At 45.1% G+C, this 5,570-nt stretch carries 8 protein-coding genes; 4 read left to right on the forward strand and 4 right to left on the reverse strand.

Going from position 1 to position 5,570, the window contains the following annotated elements; translation table 11 throughout:
- The 3 genes from B3O33_RS01625 to B3O33_RS01635 form a co-directional block, all read right to left on the reverse strand.
- Positions 1 to 908, reverse strand: a 908-nt coding sequence (locus B3O33_RS01625; RefSeq protein ID WP_292362802.1) for an NAD(P)/FAD-dependent oxidoreductase, incomplete at its 3' end; no start/stop codon positions are given.
- A gap of 68 nt (positions 909 to 976) precedes the next feature.
- Positions 977 to 1,639, reverse strand: a complete 663-nt coding sequence (locus tag B3O33_RS01630; RefSeq protein WP_292362196.1) for a toluene tolerance protein — start codon at positions 1,637 to 1,639, stop codon at positions 977 to 979.
- A gap of 21 nt (positions 1,640 to 1,660) precedes the next feature.
- Positions 1,661 to 2,236, reverse strand: a complete 576-nt coding sequence (locus B3O33_RS01635) for a methyltransferase family protein (protein ID WP_292362195.1) — start codon at positions 2,234 to 2,236, stop codon at positions 1,661 to 1,663.
- A gap of 523 nt (positions 2,237 to 2,759) precedes the next feature.
- Between B3O33_RS01635 and B3O33_RS01640 the strand changes: the two genes are divergently transcribed.
- Both B3O33_RS01640 and B3O33_RS01645 read left to right on the forward strand, forming a co-directional pair.
- Entirely contained in the window at positions 2,760 to 3,113 is a 354-nt protein-coding gene (locus B3O33_RS01640) for an NlpC/P60 family protein (RefSeq protein WP_349676288.1), read from the forward strand.
- A gap of 67 nt (positions 3,114 to 3,180) precedes the next feature.
- Positions 3,181 to 3,678 (forward strand): tetratricopeptide repeat protein, encoded by a 498-nt coding sequence (locus tag B3O33_RS01645; protein WP_292362193.1) that lies wholly within the window; start codon positions 3,181 to 3,183, stop codon positions 3,676 to 3,678.
- Positions 3,679 to 3,695: 17 nt separating this feature from the next.
- Here the strand turns inward: B3O33_RS01645 and B3O33_RS01650 are convergent, their stop codons facing one another.
- Complete coding sequence (locus B3O33_RS01650; protein WP_292362192.1) at positions 3,696 to 4,022, reverse strand: MGMT family protein; 327 nt, start codon at positions 4,020 to 4,022, stop codon at positions 3,696 to 3,698.
- 131 nt (positions 4,023 to 4,153) lie between these two features.
- Between B3O33_RS01650 and B3O33_RS01655 the strand changes: the two genes are divergently transcribed.
- Together B3O33_RS01655 and B3O33_RS01660 are read left to right on the forward strand one after the other, a co-directional pair.
- Positions 4,154 to 4,591, forward strand: coding sequence for a DUF3617 domain-containing protein (locus B3O33_RS01655; protein ID WP_292362191.1), 438 nt, complete (start codon positions 4,154 to 4,156; stop codon positions 4,589 to 4,591).
- 194 nt (positions 4,592 to 4,785) lie between these two features.
- Positions 4,786 to 5,570 (forward strand): trypsin-like serine protease (locus B3O33_RS01660; RefSeq protein WP_292362803.1); only part of this gene is annotated, 785 nt, incomplete at its 3' end.

Raw genomic sequence — 5,570 nt, forward strand, 5'->3', positions numbered from 1 at the left:
ATCTCACACCAAAGCTGTGCGACGCGGCGGGTCAGTTTTTCGGCCAGTATGGTTTTCAGAGCCGTTTTGGATTTTTCACGACGCATTTCCATTAAATAAGCGGTTAACTCGATTCCGGGAAACATATCTATTTTCAACACTTCCCCGGGCTGCCAATAACTGGATGCCTGCAATATTGCCGGGCCACTTAAACCACGGTGGGTAAACAGAATATTCTCACGAAACGAACAGGTATCTGTTTCGGTGATGGAGTCCAGGGAAATACCACTTAATTCAGCCAGCGGTTTAAGTTTGTGGTCATCCAGTACTACGGGAACCAAACCCGCCCGCGTGGGTAACAGCGGAATATTGAGCCTGCGGGCCAGTTCAAAACCAAATCCTGTCGCCCCCATTTTAGGGATCGATAAGCCACCCGTCGCAATGACCAGAGATGCACATTGCAATTTACCTTCTGACGTTTCAACCAACTTTTGTCCGGCAGTTTCCAGCACCTTAACCGGCGTATTGGTCTTGATGGTTACCCCGGCCCACTCACACTCGGTGACTAACATCTGCACGATATCTTTCGAAGACTCATCACAAAACAGTTGCCCCAGTTTCTTTTCGTGATAGGCAATCTGATGACGTTCAACCATCTCGATAAAATGCCATGGGGTGTAACGACTGAGTGCTGATTTCACAAAGTGCGGATTATTGGAGATAAAGTTCTCCGGGCTGCAATACATGTTTGTAAAGTTGCAGCGACCACCACCAGACATCAGTATCTTCTTACCCACCTTATTGGCATGCTCAAGTACCAACACCCGTCGACCGCGTTGTCCGGCAGCAATAGCACACATCAACCCGGCGGCACCGGCGCCGATAATGATTACGTCATACTGATTGGAAAGTTCGTTATTGATTGTCATGGACGGGCATTTTACGCAAAAATACCCGCAAATGACTGACAACTTAAAGGCTGAAAGATAACCTAGTCCTAGGTTGAGATGACTCTGCCAACGATACGATCTATCCAGCTCAGTTCACGCAAAGGCAAATCAGCAGAATGACGATAGCCTTTGATGAGCGCTTCAATCAAATCACCATGATTTACCCATTCTTGTGGATACCGGAAAAAATGCCGCCAGTTGCGACGTCTGGCCCAACGACTTAAAGACCAGGATTGAAAACGCATATCAAGAATATCGATAAGGCCAAAATCCATTTCATTGACAATAATATTTCCGGGATGGATTGAGCGGAAATAAATTCCCCGGCGCTGCACCAAGGCTAAAAACACACCCAAGCGGTACATCAGATTTGCATCGGCTTCATTGGATTTAACAATGTCTCGTAAAGTACGGCCTGCCAAAGGGGAGTAAATAGCAACAGTGTGTGATTCACCTACAATGCGATGCAATGCCTTCACTTTCAGCGTTGGGATATCAAGCTGTTCTAATTGATGAGCGTTACGGGCAAATTTAACCGCTGCCGGCGCCAGCAATTCTCTGTTAAAAAACCGTTTACGATAAAAAAACTTTAAAAATTGGCCATCAGCTAGTACGGCCACTTTAGGTCCTTTTTTGTCCTTTTCGATCACAGTAGCCGTTTCCATCAGGGTGGCTAAATGCTCAGCAGAAAGGGGGCGAATATTAAGCATAAATGTTTTCCATAACGATGTTCAATCCTGATGTTTTAAAGGGAGCCGCGGCCATATATCACCCGTCTGAGACATATAATCAAGATAATGATGCCCGTATTTCTCCAGCCCATCTTCTTCTTCCCGAGGTACTCTCAAGCAATAGACCAATACAAAAGTCATTAACCCTGCCACTCCGGCCAACCAATTCTGCGATAACAATAATTGCGTTAATGCCAGGACTAAAAGCGCGGAATAAAAGGGATAACGTATGTATCGGTAAATCCCTTTGGCAACCAGTTTTTTCTGGTAATTAGCGGGAGCACTATAATCACGAACCGCTCTGTACAACAGCCATATCCCCAAACTGCCACTCAGAACACCAAACCACGCAATTTCGTCATAATACCGCAAATCGGCAAATTCCAACCATGGCAACGTGGCATCAATCAGGGGAAGGCTAACCATACTTATCAGGGTAACAATCGTCAGCGCCGTTATTTCATTATCCCACTTATTATCCTCTAAAAAACGCCATCGACTATTACTAGAGAACAACGCCAGAGTCGCCCCTGCAATGAGGATAATGAGTACTAACTCAGAAATTTGGTCCGTCATGTAATCACCTTATAATCAAGTCATTAATTATCAAGCTGGCTATGTATTAACAGCAGATAGAGCATTGGTAGTTAATAACTTACTGAAAGTTCATGGCAATTTTATTACCATGTTAACTATTAGCGGATTACCTGTATACATTATCTCTGGCCAGGGAAGCATATAAGTCAAAAATACTGCCATCTGCTTCTTGTCTAAGCTAACGCCAGCTTAGCTGACAAAAGTTACTGATGTCCTTTTTTTGTTATTACTTTGAAAATCATGAAAATAACCTGTAACGGCAGAACTTTATGGGTTTTAATCTGTTTGAATAATTAAGAAACTAACACCATAAAAACTAATGACCAGAACAAAACACTTGATTTTCATCACGCCACATTGGCGCTTATGCTTATTTTTGTTGCCAATGTTCGCCATGCTTTCAGCTTGTGGAACAACTCCGTCTGGTCTCACAAAAACACCAGAAAGAGCGGAGTTCCCCAAACCAGCAGATGAGGCTCACTATTACGATGAAATACAGGCCATGCTACTGCTCTATCAACAGCATGAAGCATGGCAAGGCACGCCTTATCGTATTGGCGGAGTCAATCGTTCAGGCATCGACTGTTCGGCTTTTGTTCAAGTGACATTTCGTGATGTATTCGGTATGGATTTGCCGCGAACCACTGAACAGCAATCGCGTATGGGGCAACGCATTAACCGGCAACAATTGCGACCCGGCGACCTGGTGTTCTTTCGCAATGGCCGCCATGTCGGAATTTATCTGGAAGAGAACAAATTCCTGCATGCCTCAACAACACGTGGTGTAATGATTTCCAATATGGACAACAGCTACTGGTCTCGCCATTTCTGGAAAGCAGTCAGCGTACGTCGTTGAGATTTCTTCTGTTGAAACCGCGAGCTGCTATCATAGCGTTCGTGTTGAACTCCTTCGGAAAAGCATTGTGACCAAATCTGTACCACTGACCCAAGAAGCCTATTTAGAAAAATGCAAAAGTGCCGCCAGCAAGGGCGATGCTATTGCCCAAAATACACTGGGGTTTCTTTATCTCAACGGGCAAAGCGTCGAACAGGATTATCACCAGGCAGCAAAATGGTTTCGCCATGCTGCTGAGAACAACTATGCTCCAGCCCAATTTAATCTCGCCATCATGTACAAATTGGGCCAAGGGGTTGAACAAAATCATCCCGAATCAATTAAATGGATGCAACTTGCGGCAAATCAGGGTTACGCCGAGGCGCAAAGCAACCTGGGGAATATGTACTATCAAGGCCTGGCGGTAATGCAGGATTATCAAATGGCGTATATGTGGTGGTCTTTAGCGGAACAAAATGGTGCTGAAGATCTTCAGCATATTAAAGCCGTATTACTCAAAAAAATGTCTGAAAACGAAATCCGGCAGGCCGAACAATCTATTAAACAATGGCAAAAGCAGCAGTGACAATCATCTGACTGCCACTATTCCCAACGATAATCCAACAATTTTATTTTATTTTGCTTAAACTGCACGCCCTCGTTTTCCAGTAATTTTCGTTGCCGTTGGTAGCCATCACTGCCCACCGGAAACGCGATTTCACCTTTGGCATTAATCACGCGATGCCAGGGTAAATCAGAGTCATCCGGAAGTTGCTTTAGTGTAGTTCCCACATAACGTGCATGCCCCGGATAACCGCAAATCCGAGCAATCTGACCATAAGTTGCAACTTTTCCCTCAGGAATCATAGCGACCACTTGCCAGATGATTTGGTTGAGTTTGAGATGCTCCACTTTATTGCCTACGCTCAATTATTGCTCATATAACGTTAATTTCAGTCCGGTTTTATCGCTTGCCAGTTGCACTCCATATCAGTCACAGGCAAGATTCAATCTGTTGGCTTTATTCAGCAATCCTTTCCAAATATTCAGGAAACCAGATTATGCAATCTCTCACTCGATTTTCCGTATTAATAGCCAGTCTGTTCTCAATCTCTGCCACCGCTTTGGCAGAAACGCCCAACCTGCAACCCGGCCTTTGGGAATACACCAGCACCACCACCATGGAAGGCCCTATGAATTTCCCGCCTCAAACGGCCAGCAATCAGGAATGCCTGACCCAGGCACAGCTGGACAAGGGGCAAGACGTCATCAATATGCCTGAGGAATGTGATATTACGCAATCAGATATCAAACGTGACCGAGTTGATTACGCTGCGAGCTGCAATATGGATGGTATGACAACCATTTTTAAGGGTTATGCCAACTTTAAAGGTAATCGCATTGAGGGCAAAATGACCAGTGAGATGAACACCCCAATAGGTCCGGTAAATATGAAAACTGATTATTCTGGCGAGCGGATTGGCGAATGTTCACCTTGATCCAGGGCTTGTTGATTCAGCTGCACATTCCTCACTCCAATTGGTTCGCCCCATTATCAACATCCAATATGATAATGGGGTGAGGTTCATTTACCTTACTATTACAACAGCCTGCCGAACTTTCGACTGAAAAAACTGCCTTCTGCTTTATAACCGTTTGAATCTGACTTTCCGTTTTCAGGAGGGTTGTTTGAATGCTGGATTTTTTCAAAGTGGTTTTGGGTTGTTTTATCATGATGCCCGCCTATGGCGTTATTCATGGTGAACCAACACCGATTGACGTTGTTTCAACGGGCCAGATTCATATTGAGCAACTTAAATGGTATGGCGGCACCAACAGTCAGGTTACGGAACAGGACGAATGCAGTTCTGTAGTAGTAGGTACTCAGCCACTGACCGTATTAACGGTTGCTCACTGCTTGCGTGACTCTAAATTAACCCCCAACACGCGAATCCCGGTTGTTAAGATATTTTTAGGCAAGCCGGTACCCGTATTACGTGCGGCGCTTTACACCCGTTTTAATGAAATTGAACGCAATCTGGCCACCGATCTGGCCGTACTGATATTTGACGGAAACGCGCCTGAAGGGATTGCAGCCATTCCAATCGTCAACTCACTTGAAAGCCCACAAGTTCTGGTATGTGGGTATGGCCGAGGAATTAACGATGCCGACATTAATGTCCCTCGTTGTGCGAACAAAACCGTCTTATCTGCAGAAGATGACTTCTACCACTTTGTACCTGAAATCTACGAACAGCTTGACCCCCTACTGCACCTGCAATTTCGCGCGCAGTTTCTGGCAAAATATGCCGTAATCAGCTCAACCTCCGCCCTGCTAGCCATGAATCGGGTGGAAAATGAACGTTATCAATTTACCTTACCTATGCCAACAAGAGGTGATTCCGGAGGGCCATGGATAGTGAATCAACAAAACGGACAACAAGGTGTGATCGCGTTAACCAGTTTTGTCGAAACCTA

Origin of the sequence: Methylophaga sp. UBA1464, assembly GCF_002325665.1 — a bacterium.
In the GTDB taxonomy this organism is placed as follows: domain Bacteria; phylum Pseudomonadota; class Gammaproteobacteria; order Nitrosococcales; family Methylophagaceae; genus Methylophaga.